21 protein-coding genes and 1 pseudogene are annotated in these 21,016 nt (G+C 36.3%); 4 read left to right on the forward strand and 18 right to left on the reverse strand.

Annotated features, from left to right (window positions below):
- From ACAN52_RS19675 to ACAN52_RS19745, 15 genes and pseudogenes are all read right to left on the reverse strand, one after another.
- A pseudogene (locus ACAN52_RS19675) lies at positions 1-618 on the reverse strand (acetyl-CoA hydrolase); the annotation flags it as partial.
- Between the two features lie 149 nt (positions 619-767).
- Positions 768-1,034, reverse strand: a complete 267-nt coding sequence (locus ACAN52_RS19680; protein WP_378956718.1) for a hypothetical protein — start codon at positions 1,032-1,034, stop codon at positions 768-770.
- A gap of 106 nt (positions 1,035-1,140) precedes the next feature.
- The gene (locus tag ACAN52_RS19685) at positions 1,141-2,427 is read right to left on the reverse strand and encodes an SLC13 family permease (protein WP_378956719.1); all 1,287 of its coding nucleotides are present in this window, start codon (positions 2,425-2,427) and stop codon (positions 1,141-1,143) included.
- 152 nt (positions 2,428-2,579) lie between these two features.
- On the reverse strand, positions 2,580-3,701 hold the full coding sequence (locus ACAN52_RS19690) for a sodium ion-translocating decarboxylase subunit beta (RefSeq protein WP_378956720.1): 1,122 nt from the start codon (positions 3,699-3,701) through the stop codon (positions 2,580-2,582).
- Positions 3,702-3,747: 46 nt separating this feature from the next.
- Entirely contained in the window at positions 3,748-4,140 is a 393-nt protein-coding gene (locus ACAN52_RS19695) for a biotin/lipoyl-containing protein (RefSeq protein WP_378956722.1), read from the reverse strand.
- 57 nt (positions 4,141-4,197) lie between these two features.
- Positions 4,198-4,551 carry an OadG family protein gene (locus ACAN52_RS19700; protein ID WP_378956724.1) on the reverse strand — a complete coding sequence of 118 codons (354 nt, stop codon included), beginning with the start codon at positions 4,549-4,551 and terminating at the stop codon, positions 4,198-4,200.
- 49 nt (positions 4,552-4,600) lie between these two features.
- Complete coding sequence (locus tag ACAN52_RS19705; protein WP_378956725.1) at positions 4,601-6,130, reverse strand: acyl-CoA carboxylase subunit beta; 1,530 nt, start codon at positions 6,128-6,130, stop codon at positions 4,601-4,603.
- A gap of 260 nt (positions 6,131-6,390) precedes the next feature.
- A complete protein-coding gene (locus ACAN52_RS19710) occupies positions 6,391-6,858 on the reverse strand; it encodes a GNAT family N-acetyltransferase (protein WP_378956726.1) in 468 nt (155 codons plus the stop codon).
- A complete protein-coding gene (locus tag ACAN52_RS19715; protein ID WP_378956729.1) occupies positions 6,848-7,939 on the reverse strand; it encodes an alanine racemase in 1,092 nt (363 codons plus the stop codon). The genes ACAN52_RS19710 and ACAN52_RS19715 overlap by 11 nt, the downstream gene beginning before the upstream one ends.
- A 40-nt stretch (positions 7,940-7,979) precedes the next feature.
- The gene (locus ACAN52_RS19720) at positions 7,980-8,273 is read right to left on the reverse strand and encodes a penicillin-binding transpeptidase domain-containing protein (RefSeq protein WP_378956791.1); all 294 of its coding nucleotides are present in this window, start codon (positions 8,271-8,273) and stop codon (positions 7,980-7,982) included.
- Between the two features lie 12 nt (positions 8,274-8,285).
- The gene (locus ACAN52_RS19725) at positions 8,286-9,017 is read right to left on the reverse strand and encodes a hypothetical protein (protein ID WP_378956731.1); all 732 of its coding nucleotides are present in this window, start codon (positions 9,015-9,017) and stop codon (positions 8,286-8,288) included.
- A 32-nt stretch (positions 9,018-9,049) separates the two neighbouring features.
- Positions 9,050-9,817, reverse strand: a complete 768-nt coding sequence (locus ACAN52_RS19730; protein ID WP_378956732.1) for a 4-hydroxy-tetrahydrodipicolinate reductase — start codon at positions 9,815-9,817, stop codon at positions 9,050-9,052.
- 85 nt (positions 9,818-9,902) lie between these two features.
- A complete protein-coding gene (locus tag ACAN52_RS19735) occupies positions 9,903-10,499 on the reverse strand; it encodes a hypothetical protein (RefSeq protein ID WP_378956734.1) in 597 nt (198 codons plus the stop codon).
- A gap of 272 nt (positions 10,500-10,771) precedes the next feature.
- The gene (locus tag ACAN52_RS19740; protein ID WP_378956735.1) at positions 10,772-12,340 is read right to left on the reverse strand and encodes a ClC family H(+)/Cl(-) exchange transporter; all 1,569 of its coding nucleotides are present in this window, start codon (positions 12,338-12,340) and stop codon (positions 10,772-10,774) included.
- Between the two features lie 62 nt (positions 12,341-12,402).
- Positions 12,403-13,026, reverse strand: a complete 624-nt coding sequence (locus ACAN52_RS19745; protein ID WP_378956736.1) for a TrkA C-terminal domain-containing protein — start codon at positions 13,024-13,026, stop codon at positions 12,403-12,405.
- Positions 13,027-13,272: 246 nt separating this feature from the next.
- On the opposite strand from ACAN52_RS19745, the gene ACAN52_RS19750 reads away from it, so the two are divergent.
- Positions 13,273-14,115: a polysaccharide deacetylase family protein gene (locus ACAN52_RS19750; protein WP_378956738.1), complete on the forward strand. Its 843-nt coding sequence runs from the start codon at positions 13,273-13,275 to the stop codon at positions 14,113-14,115.
- 52 nt (positions 14,116-14,167) lie between these two features.
- Positions 14,168-14,914 carry a GDSL-type esterase/lipase family protein gene (locus tag ACAN52_RS19755; protein ID WP_378956739.1) on the forward strand — a complete coding sequence of 249 codons (747 nt, stop codon included), beginning with the start codon at positions 14,168-14,170 and terminating at the stop codon, positions 14,912-14,914.
- A gap of 247 nt (positions 14,915-15,161) precedes the next feature.
- On the opposite strand, the gene ACAN52_RS19760 is transcribed toward ACAN52_RS19755, so the two are convergent.
- Together ACAN52_RS19760 and dcuS are read right to left on the reverse strand one after the other, a co-directional pair.
- Positions 15,162-15,866 (reverse strand): response regulator, encoded by a 705-nt coding sequence (locus tag ACAN52_RS19760; RefSeq protein ID WP_378956740.1) that lies wholly within the window; start codon positions 15,864-15,866, stop codon positions 15,162-15,164.
- Positions 15,859-17,469 carry a DcuS/MalK family sensor histidine kinase gene (gene dcuS, locus ACAN52_RS19765; RefSeq protein ID WP_378956741.1) on the reverse strand — a complete coding sequence of 537 codons (1,611 nt, stop codon included), beginning with the start codon at positions 17,467-17,469 and terminating at the stop codon, positions 15,859-15,861. The genes ACAN52_RS19760 and dcuS overlap by 8 nt, the downstream gene beginning before the upstream one ends.
- 422 nt (positions 17,470-17,891) lie before the next feature.
- Between dcuS and ACAN52_RS19770 the strand changes: the two genes are divergently transcribed.
- Together ACAN52_RS19770 and ACAN52_RS19775 are read left to right on the forward strand one after the other, a co-directional pair.
- Positions 17,892-19,169 carry a sodium:proton antiporter gene (locus ACAN52_RS19770; RefSeq protein ID WP_378956743.1) on the forward strand — a complete coding sequence of 426 codons (1,278 nt, stop codon included), beginning with the start codon at positions 17,892-17,894 and terminating at the stop codon, positions 19,167-19,169.
- Between the two features lie 89 nt (positions 19,170-19,258).
- Positions 19,259-19,726 carry an acyl-CoA thioesterase gene (locus ACAN52_RS19775; RefSeq protein ID WP_378956745.1) on the forward strand — a complete coding sequence of 156 codons (468 nt, stop codon included), beginning with the start codon at positions 19,259-19,261 and terminating at the stop codon, positions 19,724-19,726.
- A 109-nt stretch (positions 19,727-19,835) separates the two neighbouring features.
- Here ACAN52_RS19775 and ACAN52_RS19780 read toward each other — a convergent pair whose 3' ends face one another.
- Positions 19,836-20,873, reverse strand: a complete 1,038-nt coding sequence (locus tag ACAN52_RS19780; protein ID WP_378956746.1) for a diguanylate cyclase — start codon at positions 20,871-20,873, stop codon at positions 19,836-19,838.
- Positions 20,874-21,016: the final 143 nt, after the last annotated feature.

Below are 21,016 nucleotides of genomic sequence, written 5' to 3' on the forward strand. Positions count from 1 at the left end.
ATAAGGAGTACCAATTCGATCATCCACTTTTACAATAGGAATTGGAAGACGGTGTGGAGGATCCATTGGAATATATATATCATGCATACCTTCAAGAGCAAGAGGCTGGCTTGTATTGACTTCTATAATAACAATATCAGCACTTTGTACGAAGGATGCTGAATTACCCATTGAAGTGGTTGGAATAATATGTCCTTCTTCTGTAATAGCGCAGGCTTCAATGATCGCTACATCTACTTTTCCACCCAAAAATCCATATCTAGACATTTGTGCAGTATGACTTAGATGCAAATCACAATACTTAACGCCACCAGAATTAAGAGACTTGCGTATTTCATTGTTCGTTTGATAGGGTAAACGTCTATTTATACCATTAACTGCGGCAAGTGCTCCATCGAGTTCCTTCCCAACGGATGCACCAGTCCAAAGGTTAATTTGGAAATGTTCTTTTTTGATTCTTTCAGCTAAGGCCAAGGGTACTGCTTTCGGATAACCAGATGGGGTAAATCCACTTGTTCCAACATTCATTCCTGGCTTAATCACTGCCGCCGCTTCATCTGCGCTCACAATTTTGTCATGTAATGCAGAATTACGCACGCGATCTTTGATATCGATCATTTATAATGCCCCCTATTTTTTATCTCCTAGCAATCATACTAGAGATTGCTCAATAGAAAAAATCTCACCTCTGACAATTTTTCTGGTTTAGATAAATACTTTAATAGTTAAAAAGAAGAGCCCTTTCATCAGGCCCATAACAATCATATTTAATTTGTAAAAATAACTGCATAACTCACTAAACCGATAATACCAAACATAAAAAATACTACCATAAATCCTTGCCATCGATATGGAACACCAAAATTCCAGGTATCTCCTAAGAATCCTCGGCGAGTGAAAATATTGCTTTTCGTTCTTTTTTTAAACCACTGAGCCTTTCGTTCTTCCCCAATGATTTTAGCAATTATATAAATAATGGCTAAGGACGTCACAAAAGATATGATAATCCGTGTTACTTGCTGCGCCTCTCCCATCAGATCTCACCACCCTTCTATCTTCTGATCTACCTGCCACCATACACTATATATCCTCGAGGACAAGGAATGTCCTTGTCCTCGAGATGCAACTTGTTCTTCTAACTTACTTAGCAGGGAAAAATGGCCATACCATAGGAATAATGATAATGGATACAATGAAACATACCACAACAAGACCTGTACCAGCTTTTACATAATCCATGAATTTATAACCACCAGGCCCAAGAACCAGAGTGTTTGGTGGAGTTCCAACAGGAGTTGAAAAGGCACAAGATGCTGCGACAGCAATTGCCATCAACACTGCATGAGGACTAGCTCCCAACCCATTGGCAATGGAGATACCAATCGGTGCTAACAAAGCTGTACATGCAGTATTTGACATGATTTGCGTTAGCCCACCAGACAGGGCGAATAATATGGCTGTCACAAATATAGGGCTAGGGTTATTGCCAAGAATGCCAACTACTTGATCGGCAATTAACTTACCTGCACCACTTGTTTCCATCGCCGTTGCAATGGGCATCATACCAGCAAAAAGGAAGATGGTGACCCAATCAATCCCAGTATATGCTTGTTTCTCAGATAAACACTTGGTCAAAACGAGAATGAGAGCACCAATCACAGCAGCAATCTCAAGAGGTAATTGTTTTAAATCAAGGGCCATGACAATAACAACACCGATGAGGGTCGCTGCAGTGATCCACATTTTCTTAGGATCTGTTGAACCTGCTGTCGCTTCCGCCACTGCTTCTTCATCAATGACAACATCGCCAGTAATATGAGCTTTCGGTAATAAATGTTTACCGACAAACATCATATAAGCAATACCCACAAGAGTCAAAGGAATACCAATCCATGCAAATTCAAAGAAACCAAAGGGCTCAAAACCAGCAGCTTTTAATGACCCTGCTGCAATAATATTAGGCGGTGTACCAACAAGAGTAATAATACCACCAAGTCCTGCACCAAAAGCTAAAGGCATAAGCTGACGAGATGCAGGGAGTTTTGCTACTTTACAAATACCGATAATAACAGGCATCAATGCTGCTGTCGTACCTGTATTAGAGGATACTGAAGAAATAGCAGCCGCGATGACCATTGTACCAAACATTAAGGCATTTTCACCTTTACCAACAGCTCGTACGACAGCTTCTCCTAATTTCTGAGCTAATCCAGTATGAAACATGGATGCGCCAATGACAAACATGCCAGCAAATAAAACAACAGTTGAATTTGATAAACCAGAAAAGACCATTTTCATGGGAATAATACCAAGAACACCGAGAGCAATTGCACCGCCGATAGCAGTGACGGCTAGAGGAATCACTTCTGTAACAAACAATAAGGCAACAATACCTAAGACAATCAGTGTGATTACAGCTGCTGACATATAAATTCCCTCCTTTTTTACATACCCATGAGAAATTTGATCAGTTGGATTGTACATGGTAGTTGTCAGGAATGAGAGTATCCTTTTATATCTCATTCCTGGCAAACCAATGATAGAGACGTCACTCTATTCTCTATCATTGATACCAATAATTACTTGAGCATTGCGAGCATCGTACCAGCTGCAACAGCCGTTCCAATAACACCTGCTACATTAGGTCCCATGGCGTGCATAAGTAAATAGTTGCCAGGGTTGGCTTGTTGACCAACAATTTGGCTTACACGGGCAGCCATGGGTACTGCTGATACACCAGCAGAACCGATTAATGGGTTAACCTTACCACCACTAAAATAATTCATGATTTTACCAAACAGTACACCACCAGCAGTACCAAAAGCGAATGCCACTAAACCAAGAAAGATAATCTCAAGAGTTTGGATGTTAAGGAAATTTTCAGCTTTCATTGTAAGACCAGTACCTGTTGCCAAGAAAATAGTCACGATGTTGATCAGTGCATTTTCTGAAGTATCGGCTAAACGAGCTGTAACTCCTGATTCCCGAAATAAATTTCCAAGCATAAGCATCCCCATCAAAGATGAGATAGGAGGCAATAATAAGCTGATAATAATAGTAGTCACGACCGGAAAAGCCAGTTTTTCAAATCTAGAAACAGGACGTAATTGATCCATCACAATTTCTCGCTCGGCTTTCGTCGTCAATAATTTCATAATCGGAGGTTGAATGAGTGGTACTAAAGACATATAAGAATAAGCAGCTACAGCGATAGCCCCCAACAAATGAGGAGCCAATTTCATTGTTAGATAGATGGCTGTCGGACCATCAGCACCACCAATAATACCGATAGAAGCAGCTTCTTGCACATTAAAACCAAGAGCCATAGCCCCCATTAACGCCACAAAAACGCCAATTTGAGCGGCAGCACCTAATAATAAAGTAGAAGGACGAGCAATCAGAGGACCAAAATCAGTCATAGCACCAACACCTAAAAAGATCAGAGGTGGAAAGACTTCATGAGAAATACCAAAACCAATCAGTTGCATCAAACCAGGATCTGTTTCAAATCCTGTTTTAGGAAAGTTGGCTAGAATACAACCAAAAGCTATGGGAGATAATAGTAAAGGTTCAAACCCTTTGGCAAAAGCTAAGTATAGCAAAATGATACCAACAGCAATCATAATCGCGTGACCGGAGGTGAAATCGGTAAAACCGCTATCTGCCCACACAGCCTGCAGGGAAACAATAAATGCATCCATCGTGTTTTTTCCTCCTATATCGTCATGTTTAGCATGCTTTATTACTTTAAGCAGTCACAATTAGCACATCACCGGTTGACACTAACTGCCCTACAGTAACGCGTACATCTGAGACTTTACCATCCTGGGTTGCCATAATTTCATTTTCCATTTTCATGGCTTCTAAAATGCAGATAACATCACCACGTTTAATTAAATCACCAGGCTGCACGTTTACTTTGAATATTTTGCCTGGCATTGGTGCAAGGACCGTTTGTGCACCTGCGGGAGTTGCTGTGGGTGTTACCTTAGCTGCTGGGGCTGGAGTCGATGCCGGAGCAGATACTGGACTTGGAGTTGGAGTGGAAACAGTTTTCTTTACCACTGGAGTCCCTCCAGTAATTTCTTCCACATCTAATTCATAGACTTGACCTTTAAAAGTAATTTGAAATTTTTTCATGTGTAATCCTCCCTTATTCTTCATATCATGGCATATTACTTACTATCCCTATTCAATTTAATTCATTCCGTTTTTTCGATTTGCACCTTCTGTACGAGCCACTTGTGTCCAAGTTGGAGCACCGATTGGGCGAATAGCGACAATTCGTGCATCACCATGACCATAAGCAGCAATGGCTGCTGTGAATAGGATCATCATTTCATCGTAATCCTCTTCGATAGCGGCATCAGCCACGACAGGAGCGGAATTAACGACTACCGGTAATTCATTTTGTGTTATCTTTTTTTTTTGCGTAGGATCGATGATGCGAATCAGATTGACAATTAGGCTAAGACCATACAAAACAGCGAATACCACGGTCATATTGATTGCAGCAATCAATATTGGATTGGTTGTAACTGGTTGACCCATTATGTTCACCTTTTTCCTTTCTTAAATTTTTATTAATGTTTAACCTTACCTATACTGGAAAGTTACCATGACGTTTCGCAGGGCGTCCTTGCCGTTTCGAAGCCAGCATACTGAAAGTATTAATCAATACTGGACGGCTTTCTTGAGGTTCAATCACCATATCAACGAACCCGCGTTTAGCTGCCTGATAAGGAGTAGCAAAATTTTTAACATATTCATCTGTCTTAGCCTTGATATCCTTATCATTCTTGAAGATAATATTGGCAGCACCCGCAGGTCCCATCACAGCAATTTCAGCCGTCGGCCAAGCGATAACTTGATCTGCACCAAGATCTCGAGAACACATGGCAAGATAAGAGCCTCCATAGGCTTTTCTAAGAACAAGAGTCACTTTTGGTACAGTTGCTTCTGAATACGCATAGAGCATCTTAGCGCCATGACGAATGATACCACCATATTCTTGATTCGTACCAGGTAAGAAACCAGGAACGTCAACAAGATTAAGGATTGGAATATTAAAAGCATCACAAAATCGAATAAAACGAGAAGATTTATCCGAAGCATTAATGTCGAGGCAACCAGCCATGACCTTTGGTTGATTGGCAATGATCCCCACAGTTTTGCCATCTAAACGAGCAAAAGTTGTGATAATATTAGGTGCATAATAAGGTTGTACCTCATAAAAATCCCCATCATCTACAATCTTAGCAATCACGTCTTTCATATCATAAGATTGGTTCGAATTATCAGGAATGATTGTATTGAGGGTTTCATCCATTCGCATAGCGTCATCACCATTGTCAATAACAGGTGTAACTTCCAAGTTATTACTAGGAATGAAACTAATAAGGCGGCGAATTTGTTCTAAACAATCATCATCATTCTCTGCCACAAAATGCGCTACGCCTGATGTAGCATTATGAGTCATAGCACCACCAAGATCTTCAGAAGTGACTTCTTCACCCGTAACTGTTTTAATTACTTGAGGACCTGTGATAAACATTTGGCTGGTATTCTTCACCATATAGATAAAATCTGTTAATGCAGGAGAGTACACTGCACCACCAGCGCATGGTCCCATGATCGCCGAAATTTGAGGAATGACACCAGAAGCCAATGTATTTTTGTAAAAAATTTTTCCATACCCCGCCAAAGCATCTACAGCTTCTTGAATGCGTGCACCACCTGAATCATTAATACCAATGATTGGAGCTCCCATTTCCATTGCGAGATCTTGTACTTTGCAAATTTTTGCCGCATGCATTTCTCCAAGGGAACCACCAACGACAGTAAAATCTTGTGCATACACATAGACCAAACGTCCTTCAATCGTACCATATCCTGTAACGACACCTTCAGCAGGCGCTTCTGTTTGCTCCATACCAAAATTGGTACAACGATGAGTCACAAAACGATCTAGTTCCATAAAGCTTTTTGCATCTAGTAATTTTTCAATGCGTTCACGAGCAGTTAATTTCCCTAAGGAATGTTGCTTTTCAATGCGCTTTGTTCCACCACCAGCCATGATTTTTTCTGTCTGTTTTTGCATATCCTTGATTTTTTCAAGTGTTGTCGACAAGAATTCCACCCCCAACTCTTCTTTACTAAGTTTCATTAATCTAAAAATACACAATTTACTGACTTTTTTCTAGTATAGTTAACTTTTGAAAGCTATCTGTAATTAAAGTATATAAAGTAATTAAAGTAACCGCAATTAATGGCTATTTTATAAGCAGTTTAGTAATTAAAATAAAGCTAATCTTACCATATAAAAGTGGTAAAGATTAGCTTTATTAGTTATATTTCTCCCTATCTCTCACACTAAATACCCTTGGATACTTAATCTTGAGAAAGATCACACAATGATAAAAGCATCACCAGGCGGTTTTCTCCTGCACCATATTCATCTACCCTTCTATCTTTCCCCACGAAGCCCAACTTTTCTTGATAAATCTTAATTGCACTAAAATTTTTAGGATCTACAGTCAATTCAACTGCTTCAATATTCTCTTCTTTCAATGCTCTCAAACTAGTGCGCATCAATATTGTACCTAGACCCTGTCCACGTAATTTTTTTGCTATGGAGACTCCCATTAGATATGCCTTATTTGGATTCTTCCAATCCCGCATATACTGAATCAATCCTACAACTTTTTCTTGTTCTTTAGCAATATATACTTGACCATGACGGATAAAGGGCACAAGATGCCATTCATTTAATCCTCCTATTCCAAATGCTTCTGCTTCCAATTGTACTAAACTCTGTAAAAAATCTAAATCAAATTCCTCTACTAATTCAATTCTCATATTCTTTTCCTCCTTTAAATTGTTTTCTTACATAACGTGAGTCGCTTACGGAAAGTAACCCTGGATACGTCAAGCCAAAAACAACTTCATCACCAACTGCAATTTCTTTGCTAGTATCGGTGATATCTATAATTGTATGATCACTGCTAGCACCTAGTATGTTAAAATCTCCTTCTAATGGAAAAACACCTTCAATATACACATCTTGTTTGCCTAAAGCTAAAATTGCACGTTTTCTGATTCCTATATCAACGAATTTAGGAGTATTACCAAAAGCATCTTTACCAACTTCCCCAATTGGCATAGACGGTTTGTCTTTTACCTCAATCACTTCAGCTCTAAGAGTAAATGCATCTTGATGCAGCCAGGGAATCTTTCGGTTATTCGTTGTATCCGTTCCTAGTAAAATCCCTTCTCCAATCCGTAGCTGATTAATCCCCATTGGAACCATATCATTCTCCACTAATAACAGAGTCGACGTACCACCTCCAGAGACAATGTCCAATCGATGTCCTAAATGTCTTTCTAGATCATGCCGCAATTTCGCTAAAATCCCCAAATTGTCAACACTCGGTAATATACCACCAAAACACCCCATGTTTGTTCCTAACCCAACAACGGTAACTCCAGGCAAACCGCAAATCTGCTCGGCTGTATCTAATACATTCTCCTCCATGATTCCCTCACGCAGATCCCCCAGATCTACCATCAAAATAATATTGTGTACTTTTCCACTACGAACACTTGCAGCAGCTAATGCTTTTATAACCGCGACTTCTGAATTAATACTGGTATTGGCATACTGGACTACATTATCTACATTGCTTAGTCGTGGAATCCGTAATAAAGTAACTGGATTATGAATATTTTGTTTTCTAAGTTCAACGATATTTTCCATTCTAGCATCTGCCAACTCTTCAATACCTCCAGCAAGCATTGCATTAACAATTTGGTGCATGGCGCTAAATCCTTTAGTAACGCCAAGAACTTGTATTCCCTTTTCCCGACATTTTTCTACTACTTGTTCTGCATTCTCAGTAATTTTACCTAAATCAATTTCAAGAACTGGACATCCTTGCATTTTCGTCCCCCCCTTATCCTTTATATTGATCGTAACCAACTTACTCAAGATCTTCCCTAGCATTATTAAGCAATTTGTGAACATGGAATATCTCTCTCAAAATATCTTTGGCAATGGGCGCTGCCGACTGCGAACCGTACCCACCATGTTCAACAAACTTTGGATTTTCAAATGGTGCATACGCTACAAACCAACCATGATCATCACCATGTCGATTTTCTGCAGTCCCTGTCTTACCTGTAATAGAAATGGGGAATCCTTGAAAAACATCTGCATCCGTACCACCGGGCAAAGCATCACGAATAATCCTAAGTGTTGCCTTAGATATATTGATATAACCAGTCTCTTATGAGATACCTTTATTAAATATATTTGGATCAAAAGCAGGTCGGCTTACCATCGCTAAAATCTCACCAGTCTTTATATTCATAACCATAGCGGAGGTAGCCTTAGCCTTTAGTTTATGTTGTTTAGACTGCAAATAATAAAGTCTTTTATCAATTGCTTTTTCTGCAGCCCTTTGAATATTGTAGTCAAGCGTCACCACCAGATTATTGCCGGGTATAGGTTGTCTCTCATCCAATACGTTAATCGGTTGCCCATTAACGTCGACTTCGATTTGTTCAGCCCCAACCGTACCACGAATATATTTATCATATACTTTTTCCAAACCAAATTTTCCTACAATATCACCTGTTTTATAACCTTCTTTCTTTTTATCTTTTAATTCTATCTCGTCAATCTCACCTACATATCCAAAAACGTGTGCTGCAAAATCCTGATAAAGATACTTTCGAATTGGCTGTACTTTAATCACTATTTCAGAGAATTCTTTGCGATTTTCTTCTATTTTAGTTATAGTTTCTGAGTTAACATCAGACTTTAACAAAATTGGCTCCAAAGTGAATTCGGTTTTTAGATTAACTTTTTCTTTAATTTCCTCTGCGCTCATATCCAAAATTTTACCCAATTTATAAATCACAGAATCTGGTATAGAATGTGAAAACGTTGCTACCGCGCCTTCGAAGCTAGGACGTTTAGAGACTAACTCTAACCGTCTCATCATGACTTGCCCCACAAGAGACCTCCTTTCCTACTATGATTATTTAATTAATATACAGGAATATTATTTCTAAACATCTCGGCAATGATTGTTTCCATGCTATATATTCCATGAGGTTTACCTATGAGAAATTTCACTGCAAAAATAGCTCCTTGCCCAAATGCGGCCCTATTTATGCTTTCATGGGATAACCTTATCATTTGATTTGGTAGGCCAAAGATGATTTCATGACGCCCAACGATCCCACCAACACGAATTGAATGTAAATGTTCCTCTACGTTAAGGCAAAGAGCATTTGCAATTTTTTTGGCAGTTCCCGATACTTCTTTTTTCCCTTTAAAATGTTCCTCTATAATTTCAATATCTGCATGAGGAGCTATTTTTTGCAAAATTTGAGCTGCTACCATCAATACATTAATTCCGAGTGTAATATTCGGAGAATAAAGTACCGATGTAGACTCTGCAAAACTTTTCAACAGATCTAATTCTTTTTGCTCATATTTTGAAATAGCAGATATAATTGGTATTCCCGCTTTTGCTGCTTTCTCATATAGATAGAGTCCTGTAGAGTCAGAGAAATCTACAAGAGCATCTACTGGTTTTTCTATAAAAAACATTTCGTCAATGTCCTCAACAGAAAAGATTTCCCCTGCATCAAACTCTTGTCCTAATAGTCGACTAGCATATTTATGATGTTTTTCGTGACCTTTGCGCACTACCCATTCCAGTTGAAATAAGCTGTCATTTAAAAATTCAGTGGCAACAATTTTACCAGTTTTCCCAAAACCAAAAATACCGATTCGAATTTTCTCCATTTCGATTCCTCCTTATATTCTGAACTATTAAATTATTTTTTTTAGCCTTATGGCTATTGTTAAAATTCTCTTATTAACTCTAATTTTACTTAACATTTGCAGTAGCAAAATAGAAATTATGTACTTTTTTTTGATCAGTAACAATCGATAATATCATTGGTTTATCACAAGCAATTTTCTTTTCTAAAAAATAAAAATAACATTGTAGTCTGAACACTGCTTTATCAGAACGTTTGAAAGTCTCCTCCGCTTCCTGTGGAATTACAACCTCATAATTTTGAATCACTTTTTTATTTTGCTTAAGTACGACTTTAGCTTTTTGCCCGAAATATGGATTATCTCCAAATAAAACAACACTAAAGCTTAACACATTACCATAATTTTCAAATATTCTTTTACTATCTTCTAATGAGATTTTCTGTCCATTTAAGCTTTTTTCTCTGGCATCTGTGGCAATTAATAAAAAAGATGTATATAAATATGCATGTTCTGCGCCTTCATTAAGTCTCTCAGCTTTTTCTTCATAGGATATCCATGGCTGCAAAAAATCATAGAGCGGGCTATAGTTATGTTTTTGTCCATAATCTTGAGCTTCTTTTATCATATCAATATTGATCGGCGAAATTGCATAAACTGTATTATTTAGCATCAATATAAATAAAATCGTCCAAATAATTTTCATTGTAATAACTACCTCCTGCATATTACATGTTATTTTAAAACTCAAATTTCTTTTCTAAAAAAAACAGATGAAGTCCGTTTTGCAGACTCCACCTATAATTTACTTGCAATATTCATTTATATTGAGTGAGTAACCAACTTATTTTTATTAGTACATGAAAGCATGATCTACAATTTAAGAACAGGTTTTGTCTAACAACTCTATCATCTACAAAGAAGTTGTTAGTTATATAATATATTATTTTACAATTAATATCAAGATCTATTTAATAATTAATAACACTCTTCCGCCAAATCACGGAGTTGTTTCCCTTGATCAGCATTAGCCATCACAAACAGATAGTCACCAGCAATAACTCGTGTATCCCCTTTAGGAACAATTTCAACATCACCACGTTTTATACTTACTAATAAACATTGTAGTGGCCAGTCAATATTCTTAATTTGTTTACCATCTAGCTTTGAACCAATACAAATTACTAATTCAATAATCACTCGTTTTTTTGACGCCATATTTACTGGAACTTTCCCCTTCCTACTCAAGGATCGCTCCAATAATTCTTCATAGATAGGTTTCATTTTAAAAATATCTGCAACAAGATAAGAAATCATCGATACAACAATTAGTGAAAGCATATGATCAAAAGAACCAGTCATTTCCATAATCAAGATACTACCTGTAATTGGTGCTTTAACAACAGCAGAAAAATAAGCGGCCATTGATAAAACAATAATTGTTGTACTGTAATAGCTATCGAGTACTCCAATCGGAATGGCGATGTGAGTAAATACGCTACCTGCTAAGGCACCAATCACCAACATGGGCAGAAAAATTCCTCCTGGAACACCAGAACCATAACTAAGCATTGTAAAGAGAAATTTAGAAATCAACAATACACATAAGAATGTTAGACTAAAATGCTTTGATGCTAATTCATCAACTAAGTTATTACCGCCACCTAATATTTCAGGTAGAATAAATCCAATGACTCCAGCAACCATCAGTGGCAAGATTACTTTTCCCACACCAGTTAGCACCTTTTGTTTTTCATAAATGTTCAATGTCTTGATTAGCATACGATTAAAAACGATACCTAATAATCCCATGGCTATACCTAATAAAATAATGAATCCATAGTAACGAACGGGAAGAATTGGCAAGCCATTAAATTTAAATACTGGATTCACTCCAAAAAACTGTTGCGTTATTACATCTGCCGTTAACGCTGCCGCTACTGCAGACATTAATACTGCGGGTGAAAAATTTTTGTGTAGTTCTTCTAAAGAAAATATGACTCCTGCCAGTGGAGCATTGAAAGCAGCAGATAATCCTGCACTAGCTCCACTTGTGATTAAATATCGCTCTTCCATTTTTGTTCTACCTAATAATCGACTCAATCCTTGCCCGATTGTTCCCCCTAATTGAATTGATGGTCCTTCTCGCCCTAGAGACAATCCTGCTCCAATCGCTATGATCCCCCCAATAAATTTACTGACCAATACTTTTAACCAATTCATTTTCATTAAACTTAAAATAATCCCCTTAACTTGAGGAATACCGCTACCAGCAGACATCGGCTCAAATCTAATGATCCAGTTCAGTATATAAGCAACCCCCAATAGGCCTAAAAATAACAATACTGTCATCGACAAGTGTCCTGTCTGTAAATAGTTATAAACCCCTCCCCGTAATTCTTCCGCTTGTTCAATGAAATAACGAAATAACACAATAATAATTCCAGCAAAAACTCCAATTAAGATACCCTCTCCAAATAGCTTAAGCCTAAAATCCTGCCAATGAGTTAAAGAATAATAGACTTTACTAAGCCGTTGTATACGCATAAAACTTCCTCCATAAAAATTATATAAAAATTCGGGAATGGCATATTATCCATCCCCGTTTATTATTCTTTTTGTTTATTTATAAAATCAGTAACCTTGTGTAAAACATTATTGGGTCCTACAACCACAATACGATCCTTTGCTTGAAGAACTGCATTCGGACCAGGCGAAACAATAATCTCAGTCTTCCGACGAATAGCTATAATCGTAGCACCAGTGTTATGCCATAATCTAATATCTGCTAATGACTTTCCTACTGCCATTGAATCATCTATAATTTGAATTTCGACAGGGTTATAGGGTGTAAGATTCTTTAAACGATCAGAATAACGCATAATTTGAGTAACATTTTTATGAAATTGCTTATCTGTTTCTTCTTTTTTTTCAAGCAGTATTTCTAGTTCTTGTTTTAAGGAGTAAGCAGAAACCATTTCCTTATGATGTTCAATAAAATGATAGGATTGTTGTGGAGATAATACAACAATTTCTTTTCCTTGAGATACTGCAACAACATTCGCTTCTTTCAAAATAGCAATAGCTTTGCGAATGGTTTCAGGTGAAACGTTATACTGACTAGCCAGTATTGTTCGACCAGATATTTTATCCCCTGCAAAAAATTCAGCATTGACAATTCTTTTAGCAATATCCAATGCAATCGATTGATAAGAAGCAACAGTTTTTTTCACGTATCCACCTCATAAACTTTATCATTTCTTTAAAATAGAATTAAAAAGTGTAACACTTTTTGATTCTAAGTAAGATTAATCACTACTTGGGAAAACCAAGCTTACCTATAATTATATTATACATCAATTTTTCACAAAAAAAAACCAAACTAAAAACTCATTTTTTTCAGGAGGAGTTGTTAGTTGTTTGTAGAATTATATCTTATTACCTGCTATAAAGACATAAAAAAGAAAGGAGCATGAAATTTGTCACTATCAAAAAAGAGATTACCATTATGGTTTATAATGATCTCTATATTGCTGTTAATTAGTATCTATTATCTCCCACTTTCCTCAGGATCAGGGGTGCCAGTCTTAAATTATCATCAGATCAATGGGGAAGCGCACAACGTATTAACACTCAGCCCGCAAGAATTTGATGCCCAAATGGCTTATTTGTATAAATCCGGTTACACTGCAATATCTCCTAAGGAGTTAGTTGATCATTTGCAATATGGTACAATTCTTCCTGAAAACCCCATTTTAATTACATTTGATGATGGCTATGAAGATAATTATCGTGTGGCATATCCAATATTACAAAAGTATCACTTTACTGCAACATTTTTCATTATTACCGATTTCGCTGGCAACAATGATCGCTATATGACTTGGAAACAAATCAGTGAAATGTACGATAAGGGTTTTAGCTTTGAATCTCATACTTTAAGCCATCTATTTCTGACAAATATTTCAAACGATGATGATATTCTTTCTCAGCTTATAAAATCACGTGAATCACTAGAATGGCATCTTAAACAAAAAATAGAATATCTTGCCTATCCTGGTGGAATGTATGACCAACATATCATCGAATTGGCAAAACAAGCTGGCTACCGAGCTGCTTTTACAATAAATTTAGGACGCGATGCAATAAACTGTAAACTATTCACATTAAACCGAATCCCTATTTTTGCAGCATCTCACAGTTTTTTGCGTTTTTGGTTGCGTTTAAATTTCACCGAAATTTTTATGTATTTACAAAATCTTAAAGATAGCCTTACTAGACTCGGCGCACCAAAAATAGCAAGCTCAATTATAATTCCATAAATTTTTGTATAAAATCTATTTGATTTTAACTTAGGAGGGAATCATTGTTCTAATGAAGAAATTAGTTATTCCAATTATATTGTTCACACTTATATTTTCTATACAACCTTGGCGACATGCTATGATTGCAACAGCTGAGAAAGCCGAAGAAAATTTATACCAGCGAGCTAACGATTTAAGTCGCAAACCAGAGGATCCACCTTACCTCAGCCTTTACTATCGTTTCAAAAAGATGTGCTTTTCCATTGATCCTCATCATGCTCATCCCGTAGTATTTTTAGGTGATAGTATTACAGATGAAGGTAACTGGTCAAAATTGTTCCCAAACTCACTTGTAGAAAATAGGGGTATTGGTGGTGATACAACGTTAGGTGTATTGAATCGATTAGATCAAGTCATTTTATCAAAGCCTTCTCAAATTTTTTTGATGATTGGAACAAATGACCTTTGTTTTAACCGTTCAATTCCAGATATTATCACTAATTATCGCCATATCCTTACGCGTTTTCAGACTGAGCTACCAAATACAAAGGTTTATATTCAAAGCGTATTACCCTTTAATGATACAATGTTCCCTTCACAAAATTTGCGCACTAATAACAATATAACACAGCTAAATATCGAAATTAAACGTTTAGCTCACGAGTACCATTACAAATATATTGATTTGACTCCTGCTTTTACTGGTGTTGATGGTCGCCTACCAACTCAAGATACAATTGATGGCCTACACCTTAACGATACTGGGTACTTAATTTGGCATGAACAAATTAAAGGATTAGTGAATGTATCACACTAAATAAAGCCATTTTCCCTTAACAATGATTAGGGAAAATGGCTTTTCGTATAATAAATTTTTCATATTTACTAAAATTGTTTTCATTTTACATTTTTTCAATATGGAAATAATAATTTTATTGATGGGTTCTTAATATATTTAATTTTTATCATAAGATAGTGTTCTTACCCTTGTTTAAATAAGTTGGGTTAGTATAACTATTTATGGCTAATTTAATAATTCTAAGAATCATACCATTAGTAAATTATTATAAATAGCGTTGAATACAATTATTTACAGAATTAATACAGCGATACTTATAGATAGGTCTACCCACAGTTCCATAAATTAATTCTAATTGTAAAGTTCCGATTTGGCGCAAAAATTCTAAATATTTACGCATAGAGACTCGCGAGATTCCAACATATTTTGCCATTTCTTCTGTTGAAAAAAAGCCTTGTTCTAGTTCTTTTATCTTTCTCCATGTTATTGTTAGGGTATTTCGGTCAATCCCTTTTGGCAATTGAATGGATGTCGGTTGTTCTTTATACAAGATGCATTGGTCTAGTTCAATCTGACTTAATCGTTCTTGATCATCCATTAAATTAGACAAGCCTTGATATGCTGACAATGCAGCATTAAGTCGCTCAAATTCAAAAGGTTTGATGATATAATCGACAGCACCAAATTGTAATGCTTTTTTTATATTATTACTATCACAAGCAGCTGTGATCACAATGACATCAATACTTTTACTCATTTGCCTTATTTGAACCAATAATTCCAAGCCATTTATACCCGGCATAAAGATGTCTAACAATAGCAGGTCAACATCTTCAGTATCCAATATTTTGAGAGCTTGACTAGCCGAATGAACGACATATTCCACATGAAATCCTGCTACTAATTCTACATAACGTTTATTAAATTCTGCCACCATAGGATCATCATCAACAATCATAACTTTAATCAATATATCCCTCCTTGCTCCAATAAGGCATAATCACCTGAAAGACAGTTCCATGCCCCACTATTGAATTCACTGAAATTGTTCCACCTAATCGCTGTAAGCTTCGCTCAATCAAATATAAACCTCTACCTCGATCATCTCCTTTAGTGGAGTACCCTTGTATGAAGATATTTTTTTTTATTTTTTCTTCAATTCCCGCCCCTGTATCACCAACCTCAATTGTTAAGATGTCACTATCATAAGAAAAATCTACATGAATCTGTTTTACTGTGGAATTCTCGACTGCTTCTAACGCATTATTAATTAAATTTCCAACTATTGTGATTAATTCATGGACGACTTCCGGCTCAGCTGGTTCTGGTACAAAACTACTCTCAGACAAGATCAGTTCTGCGCCATTTTCACGAACCAAACTTAATTTCCCCAATATAACTCCCGCTAAAACTGGATCTTTAATTTTTTTAACCACATAGCCAACTTCGACTTGATATTGATTGGCAATTTGACTCACATAACTAATCAACCGCTCATAATAACCCATGCGTACCATACCAACAATAACATGCAGTTTATTCATAAATTCATGGGTTTGAGAGCGCAATGCCTCAGCATAAACTTGAACGCCTGTGAGTTTTTCCGCTAATTGTCGCATTTCCGTCTTATCACGGAAAGTAGAAATCGCACCTACAATTTCACCATCAACAATAATGGGAATACGGTTAGCTAAAATAATGATCCCATTTAAATCCTGTTCTTGGTCAAACTCTGCCTGCCCATTCATTAAAATATTTTGCATTCGAGTATTCGGTACATACTCATCGACTTTTTTTCCAATTGGATCATCCAAGATACCCACTTGGCGAAAAATCCGCATTGCTTCTTCATTAGCAACCGTGATATGAGAGCCTTTGTCAACTGCTAAAATTCCTTCTCTCACGGTTTGCAACATTGCGCTACGTTCTTCAAAAATTTTTGCAATTGCAAAGGGCTCCAATCCAAACATACTTTTTTTAATATTTCGTGCCAACGCCAAAGAACCAACGATGCCCACTAATAGCCCAAAACCAACGGCAACATAAATGGCAGCTCGACTATTATCGACTGCTGCTTGCACACTCTCACTCAAAATTCCAACAAGTACAACTCCGACTTGCTGACCATCAGAATCAAAAATCGGTGAAAATGCACGTAAAGAGATTCCTAATGAGCCTCTATTTATCGACATAGTTTCTTTTCCATCAAAAGCAGGATTCACATCATCTTCTTCATAATGGGACCCAATCAAGGATGGATTAGGATGTGATTTTCGAGTTCGATTCATATCCATCACAGTAATAAATCGAACTTCACTAACACTCAGAACTTTATCAGTAAAAATTTGAATATCTCTTTCATCTCTTTTGCCACTTAAGGCTTCTATAATTGTAGGAGAATAGGCAATAATGCGAGCAATTTCAATGGATTTATCTGTGGCACTAATTCGTGCATTTTCAGAAATCTTATCGTTAATAATGATATCAGCAACTAGCAGAGCCAAGGCAACAACAATACAAGCAAATACAGCAATTTTCGTCTGAAGACTAAATAAAGGCTGATCTTTTCTCAAACTACCATCATCCTTTCCCTATCTCACACCTAATCCGTTCTTTGGATATCGTAAAAAACGCAAAAAAACAAAGTGAAGCCTTGTTGACAGACTCCACCACAAAAATTTCTTTTGCCTTCTATAAAAATACAAAAGAAAATTTAACTCTATTCTTTTTTAATTATTATCTAAATTGTCATTATTTTTACTTTTATTTCTGTTGTTTAACTTCCATAAGGCTTCTTATAATTCCTGCTTTTAGTGTTTAGTTCTATAAAAAAATAATAATTTATTTAAATAGGAATATTTTTCCTAAAATACTGTATTTTTTTAAAAAAAGAAAGGTATTACGCAATTTTCTTCGAATTATTCGTAGAGTAAAGCATTAGCATTCACTGTACACGGTCTCTTTAACATAATTAAAATCATAGAGGAGAGTTATCATGTTATCAAATCAAGCTTGGATTGCCTTAAGTCTATTCATTTTAGCTTATGGGGTTATTGTCTCAGAAAAAATTCACCGAACGAAAATCGCTCTTATCGGTGCCATCTGTATACTACTATTTAGAGTCATGCCCCAAGAAGAAGCCATTCGTTTGATTGATTTTAACACCATTGGTCTCTTAATTGGAATGATGATCATTGTTGCCATTACGAGTAAAACGGGTCTCTTTCAATACATGGCAGTCAAAGCTGCTAAAGCCGTCGGAGGGGAGCCAGTTAAAATTTTGGTTGTTTTTTTCTGGTTAACTGCCCTCTGTTCTGCCCTTCTTGATAATGTAACAACAGTATTATTATTTACCAGCGTTACCTTCGCAATCAGTGATATTTTACAGCTTAATCCTATTCCTTTTCTAGTTGCAGAAATCATTGCATCCAATATTGGCGGAACTGCGACTTTGATCGGTGACCCTCCTAATATTATGATCGGAAGTGCAACAGGACTTGGATTTAATGATTTTATTATTAATTTGAGTATCCCTATTCTTACGATTACTATCGCAACTAATTTAATCCTGTATTGGCTGTACCGTAAGGATCTCAAAATTGCCGCTGAACAAAGACAACGAGTTATGACTTTGGATGAATCCTCATTTTTGATTGATTTACCTTTGATGAAAAAATGCATTGCAATTCTTTGCTTAACAATCCTTGGCTTCATGTTACACCAATTCCTTCACCTTGATTCTGCAACAGTTGCCATGTCAGGTGCCGCTCTGCTACTATTAATTGGTAAACTTGAACCTGAAGAAGTCTTTAAAGAAATCGAATGGAATACTATTTTCTTTTTCATTGGATTATTTGTTTTGGTAGGTGGTCTTGAAGTCACAGGAATTATTCATATGGTCGCACAATGGGCGATGGATGTAACTCACGGTAATGTGATCATGATGCATTTTTTAATACTTTGGCTATCAGCAATTGGTTCAGCCTTTGTCGATAATATTCCCTTTGTTGCTACTATGATTCCTTTGATCAAATCAATGGGCGAAATCGGCAAGATGGATGTAACCTCGCTCTGGTGGACTTTATCTCTTGGTGCATGTTTGGGTGGAAACGGAACTCTCATCGGTGCTTCAGCCAATGTAGTCGTTTCAAGCCTAGCTGCAGCCCATGGACGGCCCATTTCCTTTATGGGCTACATGAAAATTGCTTTTCCTCTGATGATCTTATCGATCATTATTTCCAATATTTATATTTACTTTGCTTATTTATTATAAAAATTACTTCTTAATTTTCATGGACAAAATAATAAATTTACTTATACAATAGATTACAATGTGAAAAATGATCTGAAAGGTGGTTCTTTATGAAAAAAACTGTAGCACATTCAGAAGTACATATTTCCAAACTCATTAGTCCAAGTCCGAAATATCCAACAGGACGTGTACATGCAGGAGAAATTATGCAGCTTATGTATGATACTGCACGACAAGTTGCAACTAAACATGCTGGTACAAATGTGACAGCAATCCGTGTTGATGAGATGCTTTTTCTTCATCCCTTGCGTGTGGGAACTGTTCTTACTTGCCACGCCTATCTAACATTTACTGGTAAAACATCTATGGATATTGAGGTCAATCTTTATGTAGAAGGTTTAGAGCCCTCAAAAGCGGCTCTTACATCTTACTTTACCATGGTTGCCTTAGACGAACATCACCAACCAACTACAGTACCAGGATTAAAATTAACGACTGACTCCGAAAGAATTAAATTTGAACAAGGAAAACAACGCTATGCGTTACACCACACCGTTGCAAAAAACATTCTTCTATGACTCTGATCCGAGACGTTTTGTAAAAATATGAAAAAATATAGTTGTTAAAAGAGAAATTGCCCTTACTATTGACGCAAGGGCAATTTTTTTATTGATTCTTAGAAAAATTTCAGAAGAGATTATTCTCTACAGTCCAAGGGGTAACCCTATTTCTCCCTGCTATTTTACTTTGATACATAGCTTTATCTGCTTTTTTTAATAAATCGAATATCATATCACCATCTTCAGGGAAAGAAGAAACTCCTGCACTAAATGTAATTGTAGTTTCATGGTCTCCCTTTCCAATAAATGTTTTGTTTTCAATTATTCTTCTTAATTTATTAGCAAACTCTACTGCCTGTTTTTTATCTGTCTCTGGTGCAAGTATAACAAATTCCTCTCCGCCAAACCTACCAATAGAATCTGATTTTCTACAGAATTTTTTTAACACTTGTGCAAAATCAAATAAAAGTTTATCTCCAAGTAAATGTCCATGAGTATCATTAAAATGTTTAAAATTATCAATATCAATAAAAATAATACTCATTTCAGTCAAATGTCTTTTCGCTAAGGATAAATTTTTTTCAAATATAACATTTAAAGCATTCTTATTATAGATATGGGTAAGACAATCATGCATGGTTTGTTTTTGCAGTACATCAACTAATTTGAGAATTTTTATTGCTTCACAAACCTGTAAACCAAACATTTTGAGCAAAAATATTTCTTGAGTAGAAAATGGATCGACTTTTTTCCTTGCAACAGTGATACATCCTGTACTCATCTCTTTCCCTTTCAGTGGAACGCTGACAACAGATCGTATACCCTCTTCACGAAAAATTGCCCTGTTATTACAATCCATCACTCGAGTAATATCAGCATGTACAAAGGGTTTACTATCAGCTACCACATGACCAATAATTCCCTCACCAAGTTGGATCGAAGACTTGGATAGATAGATTTCAGAAAGTCCATACGCCCTAATAATTTTAAGTTTTCCACTTTCTATATCAAAATCTCTTATAGCAACAGCATCAGCATTTGTGATAAGAATCGTCGTTTGAATAATATAATCTAAAATATCATCCATCTCAATACCGTCGACTAACCGTTGTGAAATAAAAAACATTTTTTCTAAAGTTTCATCACTAGGTAGGACTGAAAACATCTCTACACCTCATACATTCTGATTTTAGCGACCAAAATTTTAATTATTTTCTTCTTCACCATTTTCTAAATTTTCCCTATTAATAATTTCAATTTCTTTGTAAAGCTCAAAAACATCGCAAATTAACTCATCTATTTCCATTT

Origin of the sequence: Pelosinus sp. sgz500959, from assembly GCF_042610375.1 — a bacterium.
Classification (GTDB): Bacteria; Bacillota; Negativicutes; order DSM-13327; family DSM-13327; genus CTSoil-075.